We start from the raw sequence: 23,081 nt of genomic DNA on the forward strand, positions 1-23,081 counted from the left end.
ATAACTGGCGAGCGGCACGACGAGGGGACTACTCCGATGAAGACGCTCACCATCAACGCGCGAATCGCTTTGACGATCGCGTTCCTTGGGCTGCTGCTGATCGCAACGGGGCTGCTCGGCATCCTGGGCATGAACGCCAGCAACCGCGCGCAGCGCGACGCGTACGCGGTGCACTTCGCGTCCGTCGTTGCGCTGGGCAAGTCGGGCACGGCGATGTCGCGGGCGCGCTTCGGACTTGACTGGGCGATGAGCAATCCGCACTCGTCGCAACTGCAGGTGCAGCTTGACCGCGCGAGCACGCTGCTCGCCGACTCCGACCGCTGGTGGGCCAGCTTCCGCGCGCTGCCGAAGACCGACGACTTGCAGCGCCTGACCGATGACCTCGAACAGAAGCGCGCTGCCGTGCTGCACGATGGCATCGACCAGTTGATCCAGGCCATTCACGCCGGCGATACGAGCTGGATGGACGAGAGCCGCGCGAAGCATCTGATCGGCCTCTACACCGCGATGAACCAGAGCCAGGCCGCGCTCGAACACTATCTGGACGATGCCGCGCAGGCCGCCAGTAATCATTCGGCCGCGCTGTTCCGGATGCTGCTGGTCGCGAGCGTGGCGAGCATTGTCGTGGGGCTCGCGGTGGCGGTGCTGAGCTGGTGGACGCTGCGCCGCGCGATCATGACACCGCTGCACGACGCTCTGCGCCAGTTCGACGCGATCGCCGCCGGCGAGCTGACCACGCGCGCGCCGGTCCGCGCCGACGACGAGATGGGCGCGCTGCTGCGCGGGCTCGACGCGATGCAGACACGGCTGCGTGCGACGGTGACGTCCGTGCGCTCCGGTTCGCATGCGATCGCATCGTCGACGCAGCAGATCGCGGCGGGCAACCTCGATCTCTCGCAGCGCACCGAAGAACAGGCGGCGTCGCTCGAAGAGACCGCTTCGGCGATGGAACAGCTCACCTCGACCGTGCAGCTCAACGCCGACAGCGCCCAGCACGCGAGCCAGCTCGCGCACGACGCATCCGGCATGGCATCGCGCGGCCGCGACGCGGTGGGCAGCATGGTCGACACGATGCGTGCGATCCACGCGAACTCCGCGAAGATGACCGGCATCATCACGGCGATCGAAGGCATCGCATTCCAGACCAATATCCTCGCGTTAAACGCGGCCGTCGAAGCAGCGCGCGCCGGCGAGGAAGGACGCGGCTTCGCGGTAGTGGCCGGCGAAGTGCGAAGCCTCGCGCAGCGCTCCGCCGCGGCCGCGAAGGAGATCGGCACGCTGATCGCGGATGCGACGACGCGAGTGGAACGTGGCGCGGGCGTCGCCGACGATGCGGGCGGCACGATGCACGACATCGAAGGCGCGATCGCGCGGGTTGCGAAGATCGTCGGCGAGATTGCGACGGCGTCGCGGGAACAGAGCGACAGCATCCGGCAGGTGAGCCTGGCCGTCACGCAGATGGACGAGGTGACGCAGCAGAATGCGGCGCTCGTCGAGCAGAGTGCGGCGACAGCTTCATCGCTGGCGGATCAGGCGCGGAGTTTGAGCGAGCTGACGGCGGCGTTCAAGGTGGGTGACTGACGGCAGTCGACGGTGTGCCGCGTTGCCCTATGATGCATGCTTGATGCAGCAGGACGGACAACACGACACCGGAGACTACTGATGGATCTGAAACTGCGAGGAAAGGTCGCGGTGCTGACGGGCGCGAGCGTCGGCATCGGGCTCGCTGTTGCGAACGCATTCGCCGCCGAGGGCGTGAGCCTCGTGCTGGCCGCGCGGCAGCGCGAGCGGCTCGACGCCGCCGCCAGCGATATCGCCGCGCGTCACGGCGTGCAGGCGTTGCCGGTGGCGTGCGATGTGGCGAGCGCGGAAGGCGTTGCGCAGCTGGTTCACGCGACGGTCGCGCAGTTCGGCGGTGCCGACATCCTGTTCAATAACGCGGGCACCGGCAGCAACGAAACCATCATGGAAGCGCCGGACGACAAGTGGCAGGCCTACTGGGACCTGCACGTGATGGCGGCCGTGCGGCTCGCGCGCGGGCTCGTGCCGCTGATGAAGCAGCGCGGTGGCGGCGCGATCCTGCACAACGCATCGATCTGCGCGGTGCAGCCGCTCGGCTACGAGCCAGTCTACAACGTGACCAAGGCGGCGCTGATGATGTTCTCGAAGAACCTCGCAAACGAGGTGGTGAAGGACAACATCCGTGTGAATACGATCAATCCAGGTCTCGTGCTGACGCCCGACTGGATCAAGACCGCAAGGCAGCTCACGCAGGATAGCGGCGGCGACTGGGAAGGTCATCTGCAGCAGGTGGCCGATGAGTTCGCACCGATCCGCCGGTTCGCGTCTCCTGAAGAGCTCGCTGATTTCATCGTGTTTCTCTGCTCGGATCGGGCGAGCTACAGCGTCGGGTCGACGTATTTCGTCGATGGCGGCATGTTGAGGACGGTGTGAGTGCGCTTATGGCTATGTCCATGGATAACCGACATTCGAATGCCTTGCTGGTGGCGCGCTTCTATGAGGCTTTCCGGAAGCTCGATGCTGAAGCGATGGCGCGCTGTTATGCCGACGATGTTGTCTTTTCTGATCCCGCGTTTGGAGAGCTGCGCGGCGAGGAAGCGCGTGACATGTGGCGCATGCTGACGCAGCGGGCAAAGGATTTCTCGCTGACGTTTTCCGACGTTGTCGCGAATGATCGTGACGGGCGCGCGCGCTGGATTGCGACCTACGTGTTCAGTCAGACCGGGCGCGTCGTGGTGAACCGGATCGACGCACGCTTCGAGTTTCGTGACGGGCTGATCGCCGTACATCGCGACTCGTTCGACCTCTGGCGATGGGCACGGCAGGCGCTTGGGTTCAAGGGTGCACTGCTGGGGTGGACGCCGTTCGTGCAGCGGGCGATCCGCGCACGGGCCCTCAAGGGGCTCGACGCGTACCGCGCGAAGGCCCGACGGTAGCGACGCGCAGCTGGCGTGAGTCAGGGGTTTCTTTTTCCAGAGTCGCAGTGGCAAGACGCGCGACGACGGCAAACACGACGCTTCGCCTGTCGGACCCGGCATGACAGGAAGGCTTTGCCGCGCCAGCGGGGCGTCGATCACTGGCGCCTACGTTGGCGGCTCCACACGCAGCCCTCGCGGCGTTGCGGTAGTGAGGCATCAGACGGCGGCTTCCAGTGGCTTTGCGTCGCAATCAAGAAAGGTAAGGTGTTCGAAGCACGGTTCGGCGGCGACGGCGCTGGGCGCCTTCGCCACTGAGGCGCACAGCCGCAGTCGGTCGAGAGCCCAGCGGATAGCGCGCATGAGAGTGCTCCGCCACAGTACTCGAGGAAGCGTGAGGCAGGAGCAGGAGTGTGGCGCCTGTTAATGGCATCCGGCACTTCATGCTCGTCGTTGTGATATCTCCAGCACCAACCGCGCCGTCAGGATTCCCCGGCGTCTTCCGGATCCCCCAACGGCGTTCCAGTGATTGCGCCCACCAGCGCGAGCACACCACGCTTTTCCCGCACCTTTAGCTCGCGAAAGCCCGCGAGGAGACGTTCCTCATCATCGTCCAACTCGAGCGTACCCAGATTCGCAGGTCTTCCTGTCAGCAGGTATTGGACATCCACACCGAGTTCTGCGATTCCGACCAGATAGCCTGCGTCTGGGTACCTGGCTCCCTTCTCATAGTTGACCTGTGCATGTTGCTGCACGCCTCCGGCGGCGGCGAAGTCCGTCTGATTCATCCCCAACCGCTTGCGCTCATGCCTCAGACGGATAGCGAATATGTCCGACATCGACATTTTTGTTGACATATGGTCATTTGAATATAAAATGGATCTACAGGTCGCAGTCCAGCCATCCGAACATGCGCGTCCAACGACGTCTTTCGTCTCGGGAGAAATCTGATGCCATTCACCTACGAGATCAGCGGAGCTCTACCCGTTGTCGCTCATTGCAGGCATAACCATGCCCGGCGGTTCGCACAGGGTTTGGTTGAACGGGCCTGCGTCTATTTCGCCACGGACACAGTCACTCATTCCCTCGTGATCCGCATTCGCGGCGCTCTCTGCGACGACGAGATCGAGTCGGTCGAAAAAGCGCTCTCCCAATTCTCCCAGAAATGGGCTCGGGCCGGCGCCATCTTCAGTCGCGTGCGGTACGGCGAACCGTCGTTCCTTGCCGTCGGACTCGCCTGCCACGTGGGACTGCTCCAGGAGCTCGCTGACGAACATGTGCAGTTGCGGACTTTCCTGCGACGCGAGGCGTGGCTCCTTCAGAAACTTCAGAATCCGAATCGGCAAGGCAGGGACGATGACCTGTTCCGGCCGGTGATCGCCAGACCTCATCTGGCGGTGGAACCGGCAGGAGTCTGAACATGGAAGAACCTGCAAGCTATGTGCTCTCCGGCGCCCTGCCAGTGCACGACGACGTGGACAACGGGCAGCTCGACCGGCTCGCGCGGCATCTGGGTGGAATCGCGACCGTACACCTGAAGCTCGACAAAGTGGCGCAGGCCGTTTCAATGCGCATCGCCGGCACGCTGATGCGTGATGACGTGCGCCACATCGAGCAACGAATCGAAAGGTTTGCGGAGGAGTACGCGACGACTGCCGCAGTGCTCCTTAGCGAGTGGAATGGCGTGACGCGCTGGCTGGTTGTCGGCATGAACTGGCAGGCCCAATGCCTGATCAGGCTTGGTGCGGTACAGGAACAGTATACGAAGCTCGCCGAACGACACTTCGATTTCCTGCTTCGGCTGGAAGAACCCGGCGACTCGACAGCTCGCGGCAACGCGCTCATGCGCGTCTCAGTCGAGTCCGACGGTGACTGCATGCGTTAGCCGCACGATCACTGTCGTGCCACCTGACCGCGAGTTCACCGCAGTAGAGGCGGCTCATTTCCTTGTCGCGTGCTAACCATTCGTTATCCGGCAACTTGAAGGCGACAGGCTGAATCATCGTATGGTCGAACAGATCGTCGCATCGCGCTCGACGACCTGATGGCTTGTGCTGACACGATGCGTGACGAGCAAACAACTGAGCGCGATGTTTGTCGAGTTGACGCAAACGACAGACGGCAAATCGATGGCGCAAGGATGTAACGGTTTGGCCCTGTTTCAATATCCGACTTCGCGTTGATGCCGGATGGTCAGGATCGTCACTGCTTCGTCGTCGATCCGGTACAAAACCACATAGCCACTGTCGCCGAAGTCGATCAGCCATTCGCGGAAAGCTGCGTCGAGATCATCGACAGGGCGGCCGAGCCGGGGCTGGCGAACGAGCACGTTGACGCCAGCGCGAATCGACTGGATCGCGCGCCTGGCTGCGGCGGCGTCCTGGTCGGCAAGAAAACGATGGAGGCGAGCAATCGCTTGTTGGGCAGTTCGGGTCCAGATTAATCGTGGCACGCCGGCGGCTCCACATCTTCACCGGCTTCAAGTCTGGCGAGGTAGGCATCCATTTCCTCGTGGGTAACGTGTAGGCCCGTCGCCTGATAGTCTTGCCACGCCTGCATCGCTTCTTGCTTGAACGACTCGCGCTTTTCTTCACGCTCCACGTACTGTGCAATCGCTTCGCACATAATCCAGTGCGGCGTGCGTCGGCGCAGCTCGGCCAAGTGCCGGACCCGGTCCTGCAGGGTCGTATCTAATTTGATCGAGGTTGCCATATCAAATGGTATCCAAAGGTATTACCTAGTATCAGGGTAGGCGATCCGCTGGTGGAAATCAATCGTCAAGCTCCCCTCGGCCGCACCGGCCCCACCTCCGCCCCTGCCTTCAGTCGATCCAGATAATCGGCCCACGTCTGCATCATCGCGATCCGGTCGTCGATAAACCGGGTCTGGTTGTAAGCGCTTCCGAGCGCATCCGGCACCTGGTGGGCCAGTTGGTGCTCGATGACAGTACGTTGTCTTCCGCCTTTACAAAGCCCCTCCTTGCGTGCGTCCAGCATGCGAGATGGACGAGCCGATGACGCTGCGCGATACCGTCGTATGCGGCGTAGCCGTCGGTCATCAGCACTGCGCCTTCGCGAATGCCGTCGAACAGCTTGTCTGCCAGCTTGCTGCCGCGACCGGGCGTATAGGTGAACACGCGCACGGGTGTGTCCGAGTCTGTCATCTGCGTGTTACGTCGCGCGCAGAATGAGCCGGGAGGGTGGTCGATGCCGCCATACGGTCTGGATTGGAAAAGATCGAATCCGGAAAGTCAGATTGTAGTCTGATGGTCCGAGCGCCATTCGTCTTGCGCGAGCGCATGACCGGAAAATGCTGGAGCGCACCTTTCAGTTGCTCGGCCTTCCCCACTCCCCGGCCACGACGTAGCAAATCCGGCCCAATCTTCGGCCGAGGCTCGATGTCCGGATGCACATGCTCCAAGTTTTGAATCATAATCCATTCATAGGCCACTCTCGATTCATTTTTACCGAGCTTGCTCAATTTTCTGGCCCAAGATCGAATCAAGAATCAATTTCCACCAATCCGTTGCGACACTCGGTGAAACATGGCGAAGCGCGAACTATACGACTCAATCCTGCGGTTCCTTGCCGACCAGCAAGCTGTAGGACAGGACCGCGTGTCCCGCACAGACATTGCGACGGCGCTCGGCGAGTCGCCATCGACAATCCTGCGTTACCTGAACCAACTGAAGGCCGACGGGAAGGTTCAGCAATCAGGAAATACGTCTGCGTCACGATACGGTCTCACGCACCGTCAAGTGACGGTGAACTTGGGTGCCACGGGGCTCGTGGCGACGACAGGCTCAGCGCGACTGACGGTGTTGCCCGCATGGTCTCCGGCCGCAAAAGAGCTTCTGGATGCGCTTGATCAGCCTCTTGGCGCCCGTACACCGGTCAGTTACCAACGACATTTCGTCGACGACTACAAACCAAACGAGACATTTCTGCTGCCGCAATCGTTGGCGGATGATCTCTATCGGGAAGGGAGAATGCAGGGGCAGCAGCCAGCTGGCACCTATGCGAGACACGTCATCGCACCTCTGCTGATCGACCTGTCCTTCTCGTCATCCAAACTCGAAGGGAATCGATACTCCCGACTCGACACGGAGGTCCTGTTCGCTTCGGGGAAAGCAGAGCCGCACGACACCGATGCGATCATGCTGCTCAATCACAAGCGCGCGATCGAATTCCTCATCGACGAAGTGCCGATGTACGGACTGATTCCCATGGTCGTTCGTAACATCCATACCCTGCTGATGCAGGGCCTGCTGCACGATGAAAATGCGCTCGGCGCCGTTCGCCAGAAGGTCGTCAGTATCAGCAATACGGTCTACGTGCCTGCGCAGATGCCTTCGTTGCTCGGCGAGATGCTGGAGATCATCGTGGGCAAAGCTCGAGACATAAAGAATCCGGTGGAAGGCGCGTTCTTTCTCTGGATTAACATCGCCTATCTCCAACCGTTTGAGGACGGTAACAAGCGAACCAGTCGTCTCTGCGCCAACATCCCGCTTCTGATGTACAACTGTGCGCCACTAAGCTTTCTCGATGTGAGTGAAGACGACTACAGTCGCGCAAAGATCGGCGTCTATGAGCGACTGGATACCAGCGTCGCGGCGGATCTCTTCGCGTGGACCTATCGTCGATCTATCCAGAAATACGCGGCACAGATTCAGGCAGCGGGCTTGCCCGACCAGTTTCGTACGGAGCATCGGGAAGCAATCAACGAGGTAGTCTGTCGAGTCGTTCGTGAACGAGACTCCCTCCACGAAGCCGTGGACGATCTCGGCCTTCACGAGCAAGACGCGGGTCGAATCATCCAAGAGGTCAAAGGCGATTTAAGCCGGCTCGGGGAGCACAACTTTGCTCGCTACCGCCTAAGGCAGAGGGAGCTGATGAGCTGGATCGAGAACGGTCGACCGGTACAGGAATAAACCGGGTGATCAATCCGCTGCCAAACGCAAAACGGCGCACTACATTTGCAGTGCGCCGTTCTTTGACGAATCTTGGTGGAGCGGAGGAGGATCGAACTCCCGACCTTCGCATTGCGAACGCGACGCTCTCCCAGCTGAGCTACCGCCCCAATGAAGCGCCGATTCTAGCACATTGGGCAATGCGTGTGCCAACATGTCAGACGTGAGAGAAGCGCGCCAAAACACCGGGGAAAACACCAACCCGCAACCGCCCTACTTCCCGGCACCAGCAGCAGAGGCCGCAGCCACAGAAGCAGGCGCCCCCGCCAACACCCAATCCACAACCGTCCGAATATCCGCATCATTCATAGCAGGATGGGAGGGCATCGGAATCGCCCCCCACACCTCGGACCCACCGTCCTTGACCTTCCGAATCAACCGAGCCTCAGCCCCAGCATCGCCTTTATATTTCGCGGCGATCTGTTGGAACGAAGGCCCGACGACTCGCCGGTCGACGGCATGACACCCGAGGCACGCATTCCCGCGCACGATCGCCTGCGCCCGAACCGGATCGACCACAGCCGCCGAACCGGCAGAAACAGAAACAGGAACAGCAGCAGAAGCAGCAAAACCAGCCACCACCCCAACGCCCAACAAAAACCTCACTGCGACGCCCCCGCCGGATGCACAGTCGTGGAGTTAACAACCGGCGCCGGCGCCTGCTGCTGCAACGGCTGCGACGTCACCGACGAATCCGGCACCGCCCCCACCGTCGGCTCGTCCGCGGCAGGCGGCTGGGCGGACGCGGCGGCGCCCGAAGCACCCGATGCCGAAGCCGCCGCATTCGCCGCCGCCACATCCTCAGGCTGGATGTACTGGAACACCTTCACCACCTGCATGACGCCCGGCACGCGGCTCGCCGCATCGGCGCCGCGGTTGCCCTCGTCGACGGTCACGAGGCCCATCAGGTAGACGATCCCCCGCTCGCTCACCACCTTGAAGTTGTTCGCCGAGATGCCCTTCTCCGCGATCAGCGCCGTCTTCACCCGGCCCTCGAGGTACGAATCGTTGGTGCGCGACGAAAAATCAACCGAGGGCTGCACGGCCAGCTCGTTTGCCACGGATCCGACATTCGTGATGTTGCGCACGATCGCGTCGGCCTTCTGCTTCGACTGCTCGTCGGGCACTTCACCCGTCATCAGCACGCGCTGGTTGAACACCGAAACGTTCACGTGCGAATCGTCCGGCAGGTCGCTGTGCAGCTGCGCGAGCGCCTTCACCTGGATCTCGCGGTCCTCGGTCTGGGAGCCGACCGTCCGGCGATCCGTTGCAACCAGCGCGCCGCCGCCCGCCGCAGCGCCCAGGGCGAGGATACAGCCCTGCAACGACGCCGCGACACCAGCGACCAGCGTGGCTGTCGCAAGCAACTTCGTGATGCGGATTCCGCTCATCAACTTGATCTCCTTGCCAGTCAGTCTTCGCCAAGCAGCATCGCATCGATGCCGTCACAGAGACAGTGGATGGTTAACAGGTGCACTTCGTGAATGCGCGCCGTGCGCTCCGACGGAACGCACAGGTGAATATCCGTGTCGAGCAGCGCTTCGCCCACGTGACCGCCGCCGCTGCCGGTCAGCGCGATCACGATCATCTCGCGCTCGTGCGCGTCGTCGATCGCAGCAGCCACGTTCGCCGCGTCGCCGGTCGCGCTGATCGCGAGCAGCACGTCGCCGGGCTGGCCGAGCGCGCGCACCTGCTTCGCGTAGACCTGGTCGAACGTGTCGGCGCTGCTGCCGATCGCGGTCAGCACCGCGGTATCGGTGGTCAAGGCAATGGCCGGCAGGCCAGGACGTTCGCGCTCGAAGCGATCGATGAGGCCAGCGGCAAAGCGCTGTGCGTCCGCCGCCGAGGCGCCATTGCCGCAGGCGAGGATCCGGTTGCCGTTCGCGAGTGCGGTGAACATCGTGTCGATCGCCGCTGCGATCGGCACCGACAGGGTTTCGAGTGCGGCCTGCTTGAGCTCCGCACTTTCACGGAAATGCCGTTGAATGCGTTCTACTGACATCGACTCTCTTTCGTGTACTTCTCTATCGTGTGCTGCACGGCAGCCATCGGCGATGGCGCACCGAAGGCACCTCGCACGATCTCCAGGATACAGGACATCCCCGCCCCGTTCACCTTCGAATTGCGCTGTGCCGCTTCATTTTATTTGCACCTGGCGCCTGTGCCAGGTTCGACCGCAGGCCGTCGGAGCGCAAGTTTAACTTACTCGCTGCGCCGTACCGGGGAACCGAACAATTCGATACATCATTCGTCCAGACGTCGACAGCGCGAAACGCGTCGCGAAGCCAGACGCCCCGTCCGACCTCGAACGTGATTACATTGAAGCGGCATGCCGGCAAGCGCCCCACGGGCATCTCGTGAGTCACCGGATAGAGCTGCACGGTGAGAATCCGCCGCCGGCGTTTCTCCGCGCGCACTCCTGCAAACACGCGCGTCTTGTCACGCTCGCCCGTCACGAGACCGGTCTTGCCGCCGCGGCATCGCCAGATCCACCGTCGCACGCCCGCCGCCCAGGTCCACGCTGCCCGCGTGGCACAATACCGGCCTTGCCTCGTCGTGTCCCGTCAGTGTCTTCTGCCTCATGATCCCTCTCTCCGAACTCGCGCAAGGTCAGCACTATCCAGCGGGCGCGCTCTATGTGATCGCGACGCCGATCGGCAACGTCGCCGACATCACGCTGCGCGCGCTGTACGTGCTCGGTCTCGTCGACCGCATCGCCGCCGAGGACACGCGCAACACCGGCCAGCTGCTGTCGCGCTACGGCATCTCGAAGCCGTTGATCGCGGTCCATCAGCACAACGAACGCGCGGCCGCGCAGCAGATCGTCGACCGGCTGCAGGCAGGCGAGCGCATCGCGTACGTCTCCGACGCCGGCACGCCCGGCATCTCGGACCCCGGCGCGAAGCTCGTCGACGCGGTGCGCGAAGCGCATCTGCCGGTCGTGCCGCTGCCTGGCGCAAGCGCGCTGGCCACGGCGCTATCCGTAGCGGGCGACTTCGCCGCGACGTTCTCGTTCATCGGCTTCCTGCCGCCAAAGGCGAAGCAGCGCGAATCCGAGCTCGCCACGCTCGCGAGCCATCCGCACGCGCTCGTGTTCTACGAGGCGCCGCATCGTGTGCTGGAAAGCGTGCAGGCGCTGGCCGATGCATTCGGTGGCACGCGCCGTCTGCTGATTGCCCGTGAGCTGACGAAGTTACATGAGGCCGTGCATCGCTGTACCCTGGCCGAAGGGCCAACGTGGCTCGCGGAAGATGCGAACCGTCAGCGCGGCGAGTTCGTGCTCGTGGTGGAAGGTGCGCCGCAAGAGGACGCGAGCGAAGCCGATCACGACCGGCTGCTCACGCTGCTGCTCGAGGAAATGCCGGTGAAGGGCGCGGCGAAGGTGGCGGCGGCGCTGACGGGCGCGTCGAAAAACGCGTTGTACGCCCGGGCGCTCGAATTGAAGAAATGAAAAAGGCCGCATCGAGCGGCCCGCTATGTGAGACGGCAGCGGGATAACAGCACCCGCGCACACCCGCCTCGCACTTGCATTTGGTTACATCTCAATCCGCCAGCCGTCATTCGACTGACGTAACGCAGCTTACTTGCCGCTGTCGTTGCTCGCGTTGTTCGACGCCAGCATCTCGTTCATTTCCTGCTTGGCTTCGCGCGGCGTCAGGCCTTCGATCTTCACGTCCGCCGTCCCGCTGTGCGCGAGATGCAGCACGCGCGCGGCGGCATACGAGAGGTCGATCACGCGGCCATGCACGTACGGGCCGCGGTCGTTGATCCGCACCACGACCGAACGCGCCGTGGCCTTGTCGGTCACGCGGACGTACGAGCCGAGCGGCAGCGTGCGGTGCGCGGCGGTGAGCGCGTTCATGTTGAAGCGCTCGCCGTTCGCGGTCTTGCGGCCATGGAACAGCCGACCGTACCAGGACGCGCGGCCGCTCTGGTGGAAGTCGGCGATGGCTGCGTCGTGATCCGTCAGCGGCTCGGCGTCGGCCAGCGACGTCTTGCCCTTCTCATCCGCGACTTTCGCGATGCCGGAGTCGAAGCCCTGTGGCGCGGCGTTTGCGGCGCTCGTAACCTGCGCGCCCCTGGTGGAGAGCGCGTTGTCAGCCTGGGAGGCAGGACCGCCCGGGGGCATCGCACAGCCACCAAGCACAAAAAAGGCAAAAAGAATCCCGATACGTCGGGTCTGCCGAGTATTCATAAGACGTGTCTATCTACATGACCGAGCCACAGCACGCTTTCGAAGTGCTGCGCGACTGCTCTGTAGCTCGCTGCGGCCGGGCATGGCCAAACGCGGACGCGCTGGCGCCTGAAGGCCCGGATGCGACGTATACGCCGCGACCGCTGGTTAGTTTTCACGTCTGGCGCAACCTGTCCCCGGCAGCCTGACCAGACCCCACAAGCCGCCATTGAGCATGGACATCACGCTCGCGCACGCAAATTCAGCGCGCAGGAACGGCGGCGTAGGCCCCATCCAGCGTCACGGCAGCAAGGCCGTTGCGAGCGCGTGGCGCCCGGCTGGACAAGACGTGTGCACCAAAAGAACCGGTGCTGGATATGCCGTCAAACGCGACGGCAATCACTTGATGATGACGGGTACCCGTTCGTTGAAACCGGTGCCACATCGTCGGTTGAAAGCACGGGGTGCCCGTGCGAAAGACCGCATTATACCTAAAGATGCATTCTGTGCTCCCAGCCAGGTCCTAGTTGTAACCAATCTTTACCTTTGCTGAGACAATCGGCGGGCTGGCGGCTGGGACGGTCGTATGAAACGACGCAGGTTCCATGCCGTTTTGAAGGAGCGGTTGGATCGGCGCAACGCGACACGCGCCGGTACAATCGCAGCTTTTGCGGGCCGTCACGTCAGATCGCGTTGCGCTTCTCTGTGACTCACAACCGCCCGCTCGCACCGTCACCCTCAAGCCGCCGATGAAAGTCACCCTGATTCCCGTCACGCCGTTCCAGCAGAACTGCTCGCTGCTTGTCTGCGAAACGACCGGTCGCGCGGCGGCCGTCGACCCGGGCGGCGACCTCGATCGCATCCGCGGCGAGATCGAGCGCCAGCAGGTCACGCTCGAAAAAGTGCTGCTGACGCATGGTCACGTCGATCACTGCGCGGGCGCCCGCGCGCTCGCCACCGAGTTCGGCGTGCCGATCGAAGGGCCGCACGTCGACGAGCGTTTCTGGCTCGAGCAATTGCCGGCGCAGAGCAAGCGCTTCGGTTTCCCGGCCGCGGAGAACTTCGAACCCGACCGCTGGCTCGACGACAACGACACGGTGCAGGTCGGCGACGAGCAGTTCGAGGTCTATCACTGCCCAGGCCACACGCCGGGTCACGTAGTGTTCTTCAGCCGCGCGCATCGGCTGGCGCTCGTCGGCGACGTGCTGTTCGCCGGCTCGATCGGCCGCACGGATTTTCCGCGCGGCAATCACGCGGACCTGATCAACGCGATCCGCACGAAGCTCTGGCCGCTCGGCGACGACGTCACGTTCGTGCCGGGTCATGGCCGTACGTCGACGTTCGGCGAGGAGCGGCGCACGAATCCGTACGTCGCGGACGGAGTGGGCGCATGAGCGCGAACCAGACGGCCATCGGCGAAATCTACATCAGCACCGACGTCGAAGCGGACGGCCCGATCCCCGGCCCCCACTCGATGCTGAGCTTCGCGTCGGCGGCGTACACGCCGGACAAGCAGCTGATCGGCACGTTCTCGGCGAACCTCGAGTTGCTGGAAGGCTCGGCGCCGCACCCGGTGCAGGCTGCGTGGTGGCAGACGCAGCCGGAAGCGTGGGCGGCCTGCCGCAAGGATCTGCAGGCGCCAGCGTCGGCGCTGGTCGCGTACGTGGAATGGGTCGAAGCGCTGCCGGGCAAGCCGGTGTTCGTCGCGATGCCGGCGGGCTTCGATTTCACGTTCATGTTCTGGTACATGATGCGCTTCGCTGGCCGCTGCCCGTTCTCGTGGTCCGCGCTCGACATCAAGACGCTCGCGTTCGCGATGACGGGCCTGCCCTATCGCAAATGCATCAAGCCGCGCTTCCCGAAACACTGGTTCGACGACCATCCGCACACCCACGTCGCGCTCGACGATGCGATCGAGCAAGGCGCCCTCTTCTGCAACATGCTGGCCGAGCTGCGCGCGCAGCAGGCGGCAACCTTGACAGCGTCCACTGAAAGGGACGACTCAGGGCAAAACCCCGCTGACGGCGAGACAAATTAGGGAATCTGCCTCAGACCAACCGTTTTACATTGCCTTCCGTTTTCGCGCCCTCTAACATTCTGGAAACGGCGACGCCAACGGAGGCGCAGTTGACACTCGATACGTTCTCTCAGAAGATCCTGCGCCTGTTGCAACTGGACGCCCGCCGTTCCGTGCAAGAGATTTCCGACCAGGTCGGCCTGTCGAGCACGCCGTGCTGGCGTCGCATCAAGGACATGGAGCAGTCGGGCATCATCCAGCGCTACACGGCGCTGCTCGATCGCGAGAAGCTCGGCCTGCACGTGTGCGCGCTCGCGCATATCCATCTCACGCGTCACACCGAAGGCGGCGTCGAGCAGTTCGAACGCGAAATCGCCACCTGCCCGGAAGTGACCGAGTGCTACAGCACGACCGGCGAATCGGACTACATCCTCAAGATCGTCGCGCCGGATATCAAGGCCTACGACACCTTTCTGCACGAGCGGATCTTCAAGATCCCGGCGGTCGCGCAGGTGAGAACGAGTGTCGTGCTGCGTGAGATCAAGTTCGATACGCAGTTGCCGCTTTGAGTGGTCGCGTGCGGCGTGCGTGGCGTGCGTGAATAGCGCGCCGCGCCGTCTCTGCTATCGCGCTGGCTGCCATCCGAATGCAAGCGTGGGCCCCGCGGTCGCCGCGGCTCACGCCACGTCGTGCCGCTCGCCGCTCACGGGCGCGCGCTCATCCGAAATCTCCAGCGACCGCAACACGGTCAGCCGGCGCACGCCGAGCCGCTGCTTCACGGCTTCGAGTTCGAGCTTCGACACGAGACGCGCATCGCGCTCCGATGCGCCGAGCGGATCGGGCGGCAACGTCACGTCGACGTCGAGTCCCGAGCTCAGGTAGTGCAGGTTGATGGTCTGCGCGCGCACGTGATGCGCGGCGAGCGCCGACTCCACTTCCGCGACCACGCGCTCGCGCGGCGGCAGGTTGATCGGCGGGCGCGATAGCGCGTCGTTCTCCGGATCGACGTGGATCAGCGCGTCGAGCACGCGCCCGTCGGTCAGCACGCGCGCCCGCGCGGACTCCGCGATGTAGTGCCCCTCGGACACCGAGATCAGCGGATCAACGAGGATGTGCGCGTCGACCAGCACGAGATCGCCGGTCTTGCGCGTGCGCAGCTCGTGAACTTCGCGCACGCCGGCCGTCGACATCAGCTTCGCGCGGATATCGGCGGCCGCGGTTTCGTCGACGGCGCGGTCGGACAGATCCTGCAGCGCGTCCCAGCCGAACACCCAGCCCATGCGCGCCACCATGAAGCCGACGATCGCCGCGGCGATCGGGTCGAGCAGCCGCACGCCCGCGAGGCTGCCGATAATGCCGATCGCCACCACCAGCGACGACGCCGCATCCGAGCGCGCATGCCACGCGTTCGCCACCAGCATCGCCGAGCGCACCCGCTGCGCCTCGCGCAGCATGTAGCGGAAGAGCCCTTCCTTCGAAACCAGCACGATGATCGCAACCACGAGTGCGCTTGCGTGCACGGCGGGGATCGAATCGATATCGGCGAGCCGCGTGCCCGCGCGCCACAGCATGCCGACGCCCACGGCAATCAGCAGCCCGCCGAGAAACAGCGACGCGACGGTTTCATAGCGGCTATGGCCGTAGTTATGGTCGGCATCCGGGCCGGTGCCGCTATGCCGGTTGGCAATCAGGACGACGAAATCAGAAACGATGTCCGCAAGCGAATGGACGCCATCGGCGATCAACGCCTGAGAATGCGCGATAAAACCGATTGCGATTTGCAGCACCACCAGCACAGAGTTGAGAACGATGCTCACCAGCGTGCTTTTACGCGCGACCTCGTATTTCTCTGTGGATTGGGCGGCGGCGGTCATGTCGGATTGGATGCGGAAGGATTTGTCAGTCTCGACATTCTATCGCCCGAATGTGAAACCCAGCTTTAATTACCGTAAATTTCTCTTTTAAATCAGCCGGTTATCATAACGCGACGCATTCGCATTCCAGCGCATGATGCCATTCGGATCCGGCCGCGCCTGCGGATTGAGCAAACCCGCCGAACGCACAAACAAAAAACCGCGCACTGGCGGCTGCGCGGTTTCTGCGGGTGCGGGCAGAAAGCCCGCGAAACGTTTAGTTCTGGAACTGCAAAGTTTAGTTGTCGATCAAGAACTTTTCGCGGTCTTGACCGGCGATCCAGCGCGGCGGTTTGCCACGGCCAGACCACGTGCTGCCCGAGTCCGGATCGCGATATTTGGGTGCCACGCCTGCGCGCGGGCGGGCTGCTTTAGCGTGTTTCGCACGACCGCCGCCGAGTTCGGCGAGCGTGATGCCGTAGTCGGCCATTTTCTGCTTGATTTCGCCCAGGACTTCTGCGTATTCACGCGCCTTGGCTTCCTCGATCTGCTTTTCCAGTTTCTCTCGCTGTGCGAGCAGTTCCTTGTAAGAAGACATAGATTCCCTTTGACAGATGGTTAAGTGACCTCGGTCTGAGCCGATTCGTCAATTGAAGGTGTTCATGCCTCGGAATTTGCACGCGAGATTAACACAAAATGGAAAGCACGGAAAAGATTTAATCCACGCTTTCATTATCGCGGGTTTCATCGAAAGCCGTCGTGTTCAACCCAGCACAACGCGATGAACTGTATGAAAAAATTGCGTCAAGGGAAAATACCGAGAAATAAGTTCGCGAATGGCTTAATTACCTGTCGAAAAATGAAATGTGGCCGGTAATTTCATTCCGCATCCTTTCATCGGATGCGAACTTCGCGATCGCAATGGCATGATTTCGGCCGCGCGCCGCCGGTCATTGCGCATGACGCTCGATACAATCCACCACGCCGGCGCGAAGCGACTCGATATCCTCGAATGCCGCTTCGAAGATAAAGCGCGATCGCGTACCGTCGAAAGTCAGGTCGACGCCATAACGGTCGATGCCAATCACATCGAGCGCAGCCGGACGCTGCGGATAGCGCGCCGCGATTTCGATCAGCGCGCGCTCGTCTTCATGCGAAAGCGGCTCGAGCGGATCCAGTTCAGTGCCATCCAGCCAGCCCATTGCGCCAAAGCCGCCGATATAGCGCAACCGCTCCGGCGTCATCACCCAGAACGAGAAATCGCCAAGCGCCAAGTACCGTTCCGCGTCCGGGTGATAGCGCAGATAGCGGTCCACCACGCCCGGCGTCGCGTCCACCTGGTCGAACGCGCCGAGCAAGGTGACGCGCTGGCCGTTCAGCACGTCGCCGTCCGGCGCATGCACGGCGACGAAGCCGGCGCGCGCATCCGCCTGCAGGTTGCGGGTGTGCTCGGCGAGACGGCTCACGAGGATCGTCGGGCGATGCTGCGCGTCCGGCGCGAACGGCAGCACGGACGGATACGGGAAACCCGCCTGCGGCTCGCGCGAATGCGTCGCGAGCGTGCCGGCGGCGGCCTGATGCAGCAGATGCAGCGGAGCGTGGGCGGGAATCTTCAAACGATGGCCTCGCGAGCAGGAATGTGAGGGCGGGTGCAGTCGATATTAATGGATCCACGCGCCGCGCACGCGTGATGACATGCCGCGGACATCGGCAATCCAACGCCTGAGTCGCTATCAGCAGCTGGCACGATGCTTCGATAGAATCGTGGTTTCGCTTTCAACGCGCTTTCCATGCGCTTCGCATCCGCCAGCCCGTGGCGCAAACGCGAAGCGCCGCCCGCCTCACCGAGATCGACCGTGTCCGACCAATCCTCCAGCTTCGCTCCCGCTCCCGCCGCGCATCGCGACCTGCCGTTCGCGGCGCGCCAGCGCGCACGCTACGCGACGATGGCGCTGTTCTTCATCGCGGGGATGATGTACGCGTCGTGGGGGATTCATGTGCCGACCGTGCGCGACCGCTTCCATCTGGACCCGGCGCTGCTGTCGCTCGCGCTGTTCGCGGTGGCGGGCGGCTCGATCTCGGCGATGGCGACCAACGCGAAGTGGATCGCGCGGGTCGGGACGCGGCGCGCCTGCTTCGCGGGCGGCCTGACGATGGCGGTCTGCGCCGCGCTGATCCTCGTGGTGCCGGCGTACTGGATGCTGCTCGTCGTGCTGGCGCTGTTCGGCGCCGGCATGGCCACGCTCGACGTCGCGATGAACGCCGAAGCAAGCGCCGTCGAAATCGCGATCGGCCGGCCGATCATGTCCGCGCTGCACGGCATGTTCAGCATCGGCGGGATGGCGGGCGCGGCGGCCGGCGGCGCGCTGCTGTCGCACGGCATGCGGGGCGCGGTGCATCTCGCGCTCGCGTCGTCGGTCAGCGCGCTGGTGCTGGTGATCTCGTGCCCGGCGGTGCTGCCCCACGTGCCGCACGACGAACACGCCGACCCGCACGCGCCGCGCGCGAACCGCTGGCGTTCGCCGGCGCTGTGGGCGCTCGGCGCGATCGCGCTGATTGCGCTGATCGCCGAAGGCGCGATGTACGACTGGGCGACGGTCTACATGCGCGACGTCGTGATCTCGACGCCCGCGCTCGCGAGCGCAGGGTACGCCGCGTTCTCCGGCGGCATGTCCGCGGCGCGTTTCGCCGGCGACAAGGTCCGCGCCCGCTTCGGCGCGCCGCAGCTGGTAATGGCGAGCGCGCTCTTCGCGTGCGCCGGGATGATCGGCGCGCTGCTGCTGCCGTGGACGATCCCCGCGCTGATCGGCTTCACGATGATGGGCCTCGGCCTCGCGAACATGATGCCGGTGCTGTTCGCGGCGGCGGCGCGCGTCGACGGGATTCACGCGGCCGAAGGGCTCGCGCACGTCGCGGGGCTCGCGTACTTCGGGCTGCTGCTGGGGCCAGTGGTGATCGGCGGCGTGGCGCAGGCGGCCGGGCTGCGCGTCGGGTTGTGCATGGTCGCGCTGTGTGCGGCGGTCGTCGCGGTGGCCGCGCCGAAAGTGCTGCGGCGGTTGAAGATCTGACGGCCCGGCTTGCCGTTACCCGTTACGTTACGTCCGATCGCCCACGCGGTTCTGTTCCGCGACACATCGCGCTGTGTTGCTCGATCGGCTGACCGCGTCGGTTCTTCGCAAGCCTTGATTTCATTCGGTTTGTCATCCTGATTGTTTGATTGGTGGCGAATGGCATAGGCCTTGCAGATTGCTCCCCCAAATCATCTTCCGGGGAGACCAGCCATGCATCACCGCTTCAACTTCAAACTGACCGCGATCGCGTTGAGCGTGACGTCGCTGCTCGCGCTCGGCGCGTGCGGCTCGACCACCCTCCATGTTCCGACCGCGACGCTGCCAGGCGGATCGGGTGCGGGTGCAGGCACCGGCGGCGGATCCGGTGCGGGCGCGGGAGGCAGCGGTTCGGGCTCGGGCGGCGGAGGTGGCACGACGCCAACACCAACACCAACACCAACACCGACGCCGACGCCTACGCCTACGCCGACACCAACGCCGACACCAACGCCAACGCCAACTCCAACACCGACGCCAACACCGACGCCAACACCGACACCGACACCGACACCAACGCCGACGCCGACGCCAACACCGACGCCAAGCGCGAACGCCGTAGGCCACGTGCTGGAGCAGGTCGGCAACGTGATCACGGCGACGGGCCAAACGGTGACGGCCGGCGGCAACCAGATCAGCGGTCTCACGCCGATCCCCGGCACGAGCCCAGCCACGACGACCTCGCTCGGCGGCATCGTGTCGAACCTCGGCACCGGCGTGACGACGCTCGGCTTCGGCACCGCGAACGGCCTCGGCCAGCTCGGCAACTCGACCGATCCGCTCGGCGTCACGCTCGCGAGCAGCGGCGGCCTCGTGTACTCCACCGGACAGTCGGTGAACAGCGCCGGCCAGCTGGTCTCGAGCCTCGGCTCCGGATCGCTCGCGCCGCTCAGCCCGCTGACAACGCCGCTCGGCAGCACGGTCTCGACTGTCGGCAACACGGTGAGCGGTCTCGGCACCCAGCTCGGCACGTCGATCTCGACCGCGCCGGTGCAGCAGCTCACGCAGTCGCTGAGCACCGCGATCACGCCGATCACGACGACGCTCGGTCAGACGACGCAGACGGTCGGCGACACGACCGGACTCGGACAGCCGCTGAACGGCCTGCTGTCGACCGTCGGCCACGGGCTCGACAGCGCCGGCACGCGGATCACCGATGCGAGCGGCAACCCGGTCGCGCAGAACTTCGGCAATGTAGTGACGAAACTCGGCGACACGGTGAACTCGGCCGGCGGGCTGCTTACCGCAGGCGGCGCCACAGGTAGCAATCCGCTCGGCGGCCTCACCGACATCTTCAACCCGGGTAGTTCGAGCGGAAGCGGCGGCTCCGGCAGCAATCCGCTCGCGCCCATCACCACCACCCTGACCACCGTGGTGTCGACTGTCGCGAGCACCGCCGGCTCGGCAAGCGGCTCCGGCTCGACCACCGGAAGCGGCAGCGGAAGTAACGGCACCGCGAACCTGCTCGCCCCTGTCACAGGTCTCGTGACGTCGCTCACCGGCGGGTTAGCAGGAACAGGCAGCAGCGGCACGACTTCGACCGGGCTGCTCGGCAGCCTCGCGTCACAGAAAAAATAACGACGGCAGTTGGGAGCGGTAGCAACAAGCGTCAGGGAGGCGGCGAACCGGGCAACCGGTTCGCCGTCGACGCACGCCAGATCACACTCCGTCACACCTCGTGATACGTCCGATACGACGCACCGAACTCGTTGCCCGCGAGAAAGTTGATGAACGTCATCGTCACCGAAACATCGAGTCCTTCCACGTAGTGCCACCAGCCGATCGGCAGAAACAGCAGCTCACCCGGCGACAACGTGCACTCCAGCACCTGCGCATCCGCTAGCGCGGGAAACTTCGCGGTATCGATCGCGCTGCCATCCACCTGTGAGTAGCAGTGCAGATGGTTGTAGACCAACGGCGTGTCATGAAATGGAATCAGCTTCACGCGCTTGCGGCCCATCACCTGCGCCATGAAGTTATTCGTCAGATCGTGATGGAACGGCGTCTTCGTGCCCGCGGGCCCGAACCAGAAGAAGCCCGTGTCAGGCGAAGCCGGATCGAGATACTCGGCGATCGGTCGCACGTCGTCCCACAGCGCCGCGAGCGCGACGCGGTTCTGCGACGTGTTGTTGGCCGTCATGTAGAAATCGTTGGTCGGTCCGCTGCGCTCGATCAGATCGACGTAATCGCGAAAGCGCATCGTGCGCCTGAGGGTCGGCTGGTTGATCTCGTAGCTCGGATCCGTATCGCGCCCGAACTGCACTTCCACTTCGGCGTCGCCGCAGCGCGCGCGAAAGTAGTCGAAGTTCCAGCGTGACCGCGCCGGCCAGTCGTCGAACATGCCAGTGATGATCACCGGCCGGTTCTGAACGTAGTACTGCTCATGGAATTCGCCGCGAGACAATGTCGCGCGCCGCTCGATCGTCGCGCCGCCCGCGCGCATCCGGTTCAGCGCGCCGTACACCGACAGCATCCAGTCGCGCTTGCGCAAACGGTTACGCAGGCGATTCGCGCCCAGAAAATAGGGACTTGCGAGCACCGCTTCGATTTCGCGCGTCGCGTCGACTTCGCCAAAACCGTTCGCCAACAGCACAGCACGGATCGAATCCGGTTGCCCGTCGAGCATCAGGTTTTCAGCAATCCACCGGCGCCATTCGTCGTCGAAACTGCGGTTCATGCTGCCCCTCTCTCGTGTCATTTGTTATGAGGTTTAGCATCTCACGCAAGCGCCCAAAAGAAAAGGCACGCGGCCAAAAGCTCCGCGTGCCTTCTGCGTTCGCCGGCGCCGGGCGGAAAACTCCGCCCGCGCGCCGCGACGTGGGTATTACATCTTGACCACGTCGAGCAGCGTCTTCTTGCCGCCCTTGTAGTTGTACAGCGAGATCACGCCGTGCTTCAGGTCGCCGTGCGAATCGAACGTCGTTTCGCCGATCACGCCCTTGTAGTCCGTCGACGGCATTTCAGCCAGGATCTTCGCCGGATCCGTCGAGTTCGCGCGCTTCATCGCGTCGACGATGATGTACACAGCGTCATACGTGAACGGAGCGTAGATCTGGATCGGCTGGCCGAAGCGCTTCTGGTACTTCGCTTCGAACGCTGCGCCGCCCGCCATCTTCTCGAGCGCCATACCAGCTTCCGAGCAGACGACGTTGTCGGTTGCGTCGCCGGCGAGATCCGACAGCTTGTCGGTACACACGCCGTCACCCGCGAGCACCTTCGCGCGCAGGCCCAGCTGCTTCGCCTGCTTCGCGAACGGGCCGCCGGTGGCGTCCATGCCGCCGTACATGATCGCGTCCGGGTTTTCGCCCTTGATCTTCGTCAGAATCGCGCGGAAGTCCACGGCCTTGTCGTTCGTCGCGTCATGCGACACGACGTCCATGCCCAGCGACTTCGCGGTCTTCTCGAACTCGTTCGCGAGACCCTGGCCGTATGCCGTCGAGTCGTCGACGATCGCGACCTTCTTCACCTTCAGATCTTTCGCTGCGTAGTTCGCGAGCGCCGGACCTTGCTGCGCATCGGTCGCAACGACGCGGTACGTCGTCTTGAAGCCTTGCTGCGTGTAGGCCGGGTTCGTTGCCGACGGCGAGATCTGGACGATGCCAGCATCGCTGTAGATCTTCGAAGCCGGGATCGAGGTGCCCGAGTTCAGGTGGCCGACCACGGCGACGACCTTGTCGTCGACGAGCTTCTGCGCAACCTGGGTTGCCGTGCGCGGGTCAGCGGCGTCGTCCTGTGCGTCGAGTTCGAGGGTGATCTTCTGGCCGCCGATCGTCAGACCCTTGGCGTTGATTTCTTCGATTGCGAGACGTGCGCCGTTTTCATTGTCTTTGCCGAGGTGAGCGATGCCACCCGTCAGCGGTGCCACGTGACCGATCTTGACGACCTGGTCGGCCGCGGCAGTCGTTGCCATCGCCGCGAACATCAGGGCAGCGGCGGAAATCGGCAACAGCTTTTGAAGCTTGGTATTCATGTAAGTCTCCAGTTTCGGTCCCAAAAACAACGCAATCGTCCAGTTTCCCCGCTCT

24 protein-coding genes, 1 tRNA gene and 2 pseudogenes are annotated in these 23,081 nt (G+C 63.6%); 12 read left to right on the forward strand and 15 right to left on the reverse strand.

Annotated features, from left to right (window positions below; all coding sequences use genetic code 11):
• Window positions 1–36: 36 nt before the first annotated feature.
• From DVS29_RS17880 to DVS29_RS17890, 3 genes are all read left to right on the forward strand, one after another.
• The gene (locus tag DVS29_RS17880) at window positions 37–1,581 is read left to right on the forward strand and encodes a methyl-accepting chemotaxis protein (protein ID WP_118181806.1); all 1,545 of its coding nucleotides are present in this window, start codon (window positions 37–39) and stop codon (window positions 1,579–1,581) included.
• Window positions 1,582–1,662: 81 nt separating this feature from the next.
• On the forward strand, window positions 1,663–2,454 hold the full coding sequence (locus DVS29_RS17885) for an SDR family NAD(P)-dependent oxidoreductase (RefSeq protein WP_118181807.1): 792 nt from the start codon (window positions 1,663–1,665) through the stop codon (window positions 2,452–2,454).
• A gap of 20 nt (window positions 2,455–2,474) precedes the next feature.
• Entirely contained in the window at window positions 2,475–2,957 is a 483-nt protein-coding gene (locus tag DVS29_RS17890) for a nuclear transport factor 2 family protein (protein WP_420816124.1), read from the forward strand.
• A 461-nt stretch (window positions 2,958–3,418) separates the two neighbouring features.
• On the opposite strand, the gene DVS29_RS17895 is transcribed toward DVS29_RS17890, so the two are convergent.
• Window positions 3,419–3,724 carry a helix-turn-helix domain-containing protein gene (locus tag DVS29_RS17895; protein WP_240655671.1) on the reverse strand — a complete coding sequence of 102 codons (306 nt, stop codon included), beginning with the start codon at window positions 3,722–3,724 and terminating at the stop codon, window positions 3,419–3,421.
• Window positions 3,725–3,886: 162 nt separating this feature from the next.
• On the opposite strand from DVS29_RS17895, the gene DVS29_RS17900 reads away from it, so the two are divergent.
• Both DVS29_RS17900 and DVS29_RS17905 read left to right on the forward strand, forming a co-directional pair.
• Window positions 3,887–4,354 (forward strand): hypothetical protein, encoded by a 468-nt coding sequence (locus DVS29_RS17900; RefSeq protein ID WP_240655672.1) that lies wholly within the window; start codon window positions 3,887–3,889, stop codon window positions 4,352–4,354.
• Window positions 4,355–4,356: 2 nt separating this feature from the next.
• Window positions 4,357–4,821, forward strand: coding sequence for a hypothetical protein (locus DVS29_RS17905; RefSeq protein ID WP_118181810.1), 465 nt, complete (start codon window positions 4,357–4,359; stop codon window positions 4,819–4,821).
• Between the two features lie 276 nt (window positions 4,822–5,097).
• Here the strand turns inward: DVS29_RS17905 and DVS29_RS17910 are convergent, their stop codons facing one another.
• From DVS29_RS17910 to DVS29_RS17925, 4 genes and pseudogenes are all read right to left on the reverse strand, one after another.
• On the reverse strand, window positions 5,098–5,388 hold the full coding sequence (locus DVS29_RS17910; RefSeq protein ID WP_118181811.1) for a type II toxin-antitoxin system RelE/ParE family toxin: 291 nt from the start codon (window positions 5,386–5,388) through the stop codon (window positions 5,098–5,100).
• Window positions 5,376–5,648, reverse strand: coding sequence for a CopG family ribbon-helix-helix protein (locus DVS29_RS17915; protein WP_118181812.1), 273 nt, complete (start codon window positions 5,646–5,648; stop codon window positions 5,376–5,378). Before DVS29_RS17915 ends, DVS29_RS17910 begins: the two co-directional genes overlap by 13 nt.
• Before the next feature lie 65 nt (window positions 5,649–5,713).
• Window positions 5,714–5,881 (reverse strand): annotated as a pseudogene (locus DVS29_RS17920) (integrase); the annotation flags it as partial.
• A gap of 2 nt (window positions 5,882–5,883) precedes the next feature.
• Window positions 5,884–6,102: pseudogene (locus DVS29_RS17925) on the reverse strand (IS66 family transposase); the annotation flags it as partial.
• A 378-nt stretch (window positions 6,103–6,480) separates the two neighbouring features.
• Here DVS29_RS17925 and DVS29_RS17930 point away from each other — a divergent pair.
• Window positions 6,481–7,866, forward strand: a complete 1,386-nt coding sequence (locus tag DVS29_RS17930; protein ID WP_118181813.1) for a Fic family protein — start codon at window positions 6,481–6,483, stop codon at window positions 7,864–7,866.
• Between the two features lie 73 nt (window positions 7,867–7,939).
• On the opposite strand, the gene DVS29_RS17935 is transcribed toward DVS29_RS17930, so the two are convergent.
• From DVS29_RS17935 to DVS29_RS17950, 4 genes are all read right to left on the reverse strand, one after another.
• A tRNA-Ala gene (locus tag DVS29_RS17935) sits at window positions 7,940–8,015 on the reverse strand.
• A gap of 103 nt (window positions 8,016–8,118) precedes the next feature.
• Window positions 8,119–8,511 carry a c-type cytochrome gene (locus tag DVS29_RS17940; RefSeq protein WP_240655673.1) on the reverse strand — a complete coding sequence of 131 codons (393 nt, stop codon included), beginning with the start codon at window positions 8,509–8,511 and terminating at the stop codon, window positions 8,119–8,121.
• Window positions 8,508–9,296 carry a BON domain-containing protein gene (locus DVS29_RS17945; protein WP_118181814.1) on the reverse strand — a complete coding sequence of 263 codons (789 nt, stop codon included), beginning with the start codon at window positions 9,294–9,296 and terminating at the stop codon, window positions 8,508–8,510. The genes DVS29_RS17940 and DVS29_RS17945 overlap by 4 nt, the downstream gene beginning before the upstream one ends.
• Before the next feature lie 20 nt (window positions 9,297–9,316).
• Window positions 9,317–9,907: a phosphoheptose isomerase gene (locus DVS29_RS17950; RefSeq protein ID WP_118181815.1), complete on the reverse strand. Its 591-nt coding sequence runs from the start codon at window positions 9,905–9,907 to the stop codon at window positions 9,317–9,319.
• A 579-nt stretch (window positions 9,908–10,486) separates the two neighbouring features.
• Between DVS29_RS17950 and rsmI the strand changes: the two genes are divergently transcribed.
• Complete coding sequence (rsmI, locus tag DVS29_RS17960) at window positions 10,487–11,356, forward strand: 16S rRNA (cytidine(1402)-2'-O)-methyltransferase (RefSeq protein ID WP_118181816.1); 870 nt, start codon at window positions 10,487–10,489, stop codon at window positions 11,354–11,356.
• Between the two features lie 129 nt (window positions 11,357–11,485).
• Here the strand turns inward: rsmI and DVS29_RS17965 are convergent, their stop codons facing one another.
• Complete coding sequence (locus DVS29_RS17965; protein ID WP_118181817.1) at window positions 11,486–12,100, reverse strand: septal ring lytic transglycosylase RlpA family protein; 615 nt, start codon at window positions 12,098–12,100, stop codon at window positions 11,486–11,488.
• A gap of 728 nt (window positions 12,101–12,828) precedes the next feature.
• Between DVS29_RS17965 and DVS29_RS17970 the strand changes: the two genes are divergently transcribed.
• From DVS29_RS17970 to DVS29_RS17980, 3 genes are all read left to right on the forward strand, one after another.
• Window positions 12,829–13,473 (forward strand): MBL fold metallo-hydrolase, encoded by a 645-nt coding sequence (locus DVS29_RS17970; protein WP_118181818.1) that lies wholly within the window; start codon window positions 12,829–12,831, stop codon window positions 13,471–13,473.
• The gene (locus DVS29_RS17975) at window positions 13,470–14,117 is read left to right on the forward strand and encodes a 3'-5' exonuclease family protein (protein WP_118181819.1); all 648 of its coding nucleotides are present in this window, start codon (window positions 13,470–13,472) and stop codon (window positions 14,115–14,117) included. The genes DVS29_RS17970 and DVS29_RS17975 overlap by 4 nt, the downstream gene beginning before the upstream one ends.
• Window positions 14,118–14,206: 89 nt before the next feature.
• Complete coding sequence (locus DVS29_RS17980; protein ID WP_075155524.1) at window positions 14,207–14,665, forward strand: Lrp/AsnC family transcriptional regulator; 459 nt, start codon at window positions 14,207–14,209, stop codon at window positions 14,663–14,665.
• A 108-nt stretch (window positions 14,666–14,773) separates the two neighbouring features.
• Here DVS29_RS17980 and DVS29_RS17985 read toward each other — a convergent pair whose 3' ends face one another.
• The 3 genes from DVS29_RS17985 to DVS29_RS17995 form a co-directional block, all read right to left on the reverse strand.
• Window positions 14,774–15,970, reverse strand: coding sequence for a cation diffusion facilitator family transporter (locus DVS29_RS17985; protein ID WP_118181820.1), 1,197 nt, complete (start codon window positions 15,968–15,970; stop codon window positions 14,774–14,776).
• Window positions 15,971–16,247: 277 nt separating this feature from the next.
• Window positions 16,248–16,547 (reverse strand): H-NS histone family protein, encoded by a 300-nt coding sequence (locus tag DVS29_RS17990; RefSeq protein WP_118181821.1) that lies wholly within the window; start codon window positions 16,545–16,547, stop codon window positions 16,248–16,250.
• Between the two features lie 352 nt (window positions 16,548–16,899).
• Window positions 16,900–17,565, reverse strand: a complete 666-nt coding sequence (locus tag DVS29_RS17995) for a HugZ family pyridoxamine 5'-phosphate oxidase (protein WP_118181822.1) — start codon at window positions 17,563–17,565, stop codon at window positions 16,900–16,902.
• A gap of 174 nt (window positions 17,566–17,739) precedes the next feature.
• Here DVS29_RS17995 and DVS29_RS18000 point away from each other — a divergent pair, with 174 nt between their 5' ends.
• Together DVS29_RS18000 and DVS29_RS18005 are read left to right on the forward strand one after the other, a co-directional pair.
• Entirely contained in the window at window positions 17,740–19,017 is a 1,278-nt protein-coding gene (locus tag DVS29_RS18000; protein WP_118181823.1) for an MFS transporter, read from the forward strand.
• A gap of 213 nt (window positions 19,018–19,230) precedes the next feature.
• Window positions 19,231–20,634, forward strand: a complete 1,404-nt coding sequence (locus DVS29_RS18005; protein WP_118181824.1) for a collagen-like triple helix repeat-containing protein — start codon at window positions 19,231–19,233, stop codon at window positions 20,632–20,634.
• 91 nt (window positions 20,635–20,725) lie between these two features.
• Here DVS29_RS18005 and DVS29_RS18010 read toward each other — a convergent pair whose 3' ends face one another.
• Both DVS29_RS18010 and DVS29_RS18015 read right to left on the reverse strand, forming a co-directional pair.
• Window positions 20,726–21,733 carry a cupin-like domain-containing protein gene (locus tag DVS29_RS18010; protein ID WP_118181825.1) on the reverse strand — a complete coding sequence of 336 codons (1,008 nt, stop codon included), beginning with the start codon at window positions 21,731–21,733 and terminating at the stop codon, window positions 20,726–20,728.
• Between the two features lie 147 nt (window positions 21,734–21,880).
• Complete coding sequence (locus tag DVS29_RS18015; protein WP_118181826.1) at window positions 21,881–23,026, reverse strand: branched-chain amino acid ABC transporter substrate-binding protein; 1,146 nt, start codon at window positions 23,024–23,026, stop codon at window positions 21,881–21,883.
• Window positions 23,027–23,081: the final 55 nt, after the last annotated feature.

Source organism: Paraburkholderia phosphatilytica (genome assembly GCF_003443895.1).
Classification (GTDB): domain Bacteria; phylum Pseudomonadota; class Gammaproteobacteria; order Burkholderiales; family Burkholderiaceae; genus Paraburkholderia; species Paraburkholderia phosphatilytica.

What these genes read in the sequence shown, in the direction of transcription:
- DVS29_RS17880 (WP_118181806.1), top strand. Translation starts at nt 37, where the DNA reads ATGAAGACGCTCACCATCAACGCGCGAATCGCTTTGACGATCGCGTTC.
- DVS29_RS17885 (WP_118181807.1), top strand. Translation starts at nt 1,663, where the DNA reads ATGGATCTGAAACTGCGAGGAAAGGTCGCGGTGCTGACGGGCGCGAGC.
- DVS29_RS17890 (WP_420816124.1), top strand. Translation starts at nt 2,475, where the DNA reads ATGGATAACCGACATTCGAATGCCTTGCTGGTGGCGCGCTTCTATGAG.
- DVS29_RS17895 (WP_240655671.1), bottom strand. Translation starts at nt 3,724, where the DNA reads ATGAATCAGACGGACTTCGCCGCCGCCGGAGGCGTGCAGCAACATGCA.
- DVS29_RS17900 (WP_240655672.1), top strand. Translation starts at nt 3,887, where the DNA reads ATGCCATTCACCTACGAGATCAGCGGAGCTCTACCCGTTGTCGCTCAT.
- DVS29_RS17905 (WP_118181810.1), top strand. Translation starts at nt 4,357, where the DNA reads ATGGAAGAACCTGCAAGCTATGTGCTCTCCGGCGCCCTGCCAGTGCAC.
- DVS29_RS17915 (WP_118181812.1), bottom strand. Translation starts at nt 5,648, where the DNA reads ATGGCAACCTCGATCAAATTAGATACGACCCTGCAGGACCGGGTCCGG.
- DVS29_RS17930 (WP_118181813.1), top strand. Translation starts at nt 6,481, where the DNA reads ATGGCGAAGCGCGAACTATACGACTCAATCCTGCGGTTCCTTGCCGAC.
- DVS29_RS17945 (WP_118181814.1), bottom strand. Translation starts at nt 9,296, where the DNA reads ATGAGCGGAATCCGCATCACGAAGTTGCTTGCGACAGCCACGCTGGTC.
- DVS29_RS17950 (WP_118181815.1), bottom strand. Translation starts at nt 9,907, where the DNA reads ATGTCAGTAGAACGCATTCAACGGCATTTCCGTGAAAGTGCGGAGCTC.
- rsmI (WP_118181816.1), top strand. Translation starts at nt 10,487, where the DNA reads ATGATCCCTCTCTCCGAACTCGCGCAAGGTCAGCACTATCCAGCGGGC.
- DVS29_RS17965 (WP_118181817.1), bottom strand. Translation starts at nt 12,100, where the DNA reads ATGAATACTCGGCAGACCCGACGTATCGGGATTCTTTTTGCCTTTTTT.
- DVS29_RS17970 (WP_118181818.1), top strand. Translation starts at nt 12,829, where the DNA reads ATGAAAGTCACCCTGATTCCCGTCACGCCGTTCCAGCAGAACTGCTCG.
- DVS29_RS17975 (WP_118181819.1), top strand. Translation starts at nt 13,470, where the DNA reads ATGAGCGCGAACCAGACGGCCATCGGCGAAATCTACATCAGCACCGAC.
- DVS29_RS17985 (WP_118181820.1), bottom strand. Translation starts at nt 15,970, where the DNA reads ATGACCGCCGCCGCCCAATCCACAGAGAAATACGAGGTCGCGCGTAAA.
- DVS29_RS17990 (WP_118181821.1), bottom strand. Translation starts at nt 16,547, where the DNA reads ATGTCTTCTTACAAGGAACTGCTCGCACAGCGAGAGAAACTGGAAAAG.
- DVS29_RS18000 (WP_118181823.1), top strand. Translation starts at nt 17,740, where the DNA reads ATGCGCTTCGCATCCGCCAGCCCGTGGCGCAAACGCGAAGCGCCGCCC.
- DVS29_RS18005 (WP_118181824.1), top strand. Translation starts at nt 19,231, where the DNA reads ATGCATCACCGCTTCAACTTCAAACTGACCGCGATCGCGTTGAGCGTG.
- DVS29_RS18010 (WP_118181825.1), bottom strand. Translation starts at nt 21,733, where the DNA reads ATGAACCGCAGTTTCGACGACGAATGGCGCCGGTGGATTGCTGAAAAC.
- DVS29_RS18015 (WP_118181826.1), bottom strand. Translation starts at nt 23,026, where the DNA reads ATGAATACCAAGCTTCAAAAGCTGTTGCCGATTTCCGCCGCTGCCCTG.